Genomic DNA, 2,209 nt, shown 5'->3' on the forward strand with positions numbered 1-2,209 from the left:
GTCTTCGCATAACGAAAACGAGGGCGGGAATCCGTCGGCGGGAGGGGTCACCCACACATGTCGCAGCAGCCGGTGCAAAGCGTTTCGCGCAAGCTGACACTGCTGATCAAGAGCGGCTACTGGCTGGCCCTGTTGATCATCGCCGCCATGGTGATGGGATCGTTCGTGCTCTTGCAGCAGATGATGGCGGCGCAGCAGAACAATGACACGCTGCTCAACATCGTCAGCACGCAGAAGGCGCTGTCGCAGCGGATCGTCTTCCTGGCCGGCGCGACGGGTGCGGCCTCGCGCGACAAGCAGCCGGCCCTCGTTGCCGCGCTCAAGCAGGCGACCGCGGAATTCGAAACGAATTACGATTTGCTCCTGGACAAGACGGGAGCCGATCCGATGTCGCCGGCGCGCTTCAATCCGAAGTCGATCGAGAACGTGCTGTTCGCCAAGCCGTTCCATCTCGATTACTTCTCCGTCGGGCTGATCGCCAATGGCAAACGCCTCATCTCCTCGTTCGAGACCAAGCTGACGACCGGCCTCGACGGCTACAAGGGCGGCGCCGACCGCGTCGATCTCGACGCCTCCGTGGCCAATGCCACGCTGTCGGGCTATGCCGCACTCGGCCAGCGCATCAGCGCGTTTGCCGACGAGCGCTCGGGACAGCTGCTCGATCTCCACCGCACCCTGTTCTTCGCCACCATCGGCGTCATAGTGCTGGTGGCGCTGTTCATCTTCCGGCCGATGTCGAAGGCTATCCTGCGCAAGACGCATGAGCTGGTCGACGCGCGCAACTCGATGGCCTTCATCGCCGTGCATGACGGGTTGACGGGCCTCCACAACCGAACCTTCCTCACCGATCATTTCGACACGCTGATCAAGGGCGCGCATCGCCGGCGCGAGCGGCTGGCGGTGATCCAGCTCGACCTCGACCGTTTCAAGCAGATCAACGACACGCTGGGCCACGCTGCCGGCGACTATGTGCTGGTCGTCACCGCTCAGCGCATGCGCGACTCCTGCCGGGCCTCGGACCTGTGCGCCCGACTCGGCGGCGACGAATTCGTGATGATCCTCAACGGCGCCGGCGGCACCGAGGACATCAACATGCTGGCCCGGCGCATCCTCGAGCAGATCAACGAGCCGATCACTTTCCAGGGCACGACCATTCTGCCGGGAGCCAGTGCCGGCATCGCGGTCTACCCGGTCGACGCCGACAATGCGGCGGACCTTTTGGTCCATGCCGATCTTGCGCTCTACTCGGCCAAGAAGCTCGGTGGCGGCAATTTCTCGTTCTTCTCCGAGGAACTGCGGCGCGAGCTCGACTACCGCAAGCAGCTCGAGCAAGACATCCGCTCGGCCATCGCCGACAAAACGTTCGAAGTCTATTTCCAGCCACAGGTGTCGCTCACCAGCGGCAAGATCAGCGGCATCGAGGCGCTGGTGCGTTGGAAGCACGCCGAACGCGGCATGATCTCGCCGGGCGAGTTCATTCCGGTCGCCGAGAAATGTGGCTTCATGCCGGACATCGGCCGCATCGTCATCACCAAGGCGATCAACGAGGCGGCGGAGTGGGACCGGGCCGGCATCGATTTCGGGCGGCTCGCCGTCAATGTCTCCGGCACCGAACTGCGCGAGCCAGACTTCGACAGGTTCCTGTTCGGCACGCTGGAAAAGGCTGGGCTGGCGCCGCAGAAACTGTCGCTGGAGATCGTCGAGTCGGTCATCCTCGACGATGAAAAGACCGGCATCGCTGCCAAGCTCAGGCAGATCCGCGCGGCCGGCGTCCATCTAGAGCTCGACGATTTCGGCACCGGCTATGCCTCGCTCAGCCACGTCAACCCGAACGAGATCGACCGACTGAAGATCGACCGCCGCTTCGTCCAGAACATCAACGAGAACGGCGACAACTCCAAGATCGTGCGCGCCATCACCGAGCTTGCACGAGGACTGGGCATTTCGATCGTGGCGGAAGGTGCAGAGACCGAAGCCGAGCTCGATTCGCTGATGGCGATCGGCTGCGACCAGGTGCAGGGCTATTCCATCGCCTTCCCGATGCCGCAAGACAAGGCGCGCGAATGGCTGACGGCGCGCAGTCCGAAGAAGGCGAAGCTGAAGGTGCTGCAGGGCAGCCTGGCCTGAGGTGCATTGACATTCAGGTGATGCGGGCCGGCAAATGGCGGCTTCCTGCGCTGATCACCGCGCTCAAGCAGTGCCGCTACGC

General features: G+C 63.4%; 1 protein-coding gene. It reads left to right on the top strand.

The window, feature by feature from the left end:
• Positions 1-57: 57 nt before the first annotated feature.
• The gene (locus EOA33_RS33070; protein ID WP_126055054.1) at positions 58-2,127 is read left to right on the top strand and encodes an EAL domain-containing protein; all 2,070 of its coding nucleotides are present in this window, start codon (positions 58-60) and stop codon (positions 2,125-2,127) included.
• Positions 2,128-2,209 lie beyond the last annotated feature (82 nt).

This window comes from Mesorhizobium sp. M4A.F.Ca.ET.050.02.1.1 (genome assembly GCF_003997725.1).
Taxonomy (GTDB): domain Bacteria; phylum Pseudomonadota; class Alphaproteobacteria; order Rhizobiales; family Rhizobiaceae; genus Mesorhizobium.

Coding starts and splice junctions, on each gene's coding strand:
- EOA33_RS33070 (WP_126055054.1), top strand. CDS start 58: ATGTCGCAGCAGCCGGTGCAAAGCGTTTCGCGCAAGCTGACACTGCTG.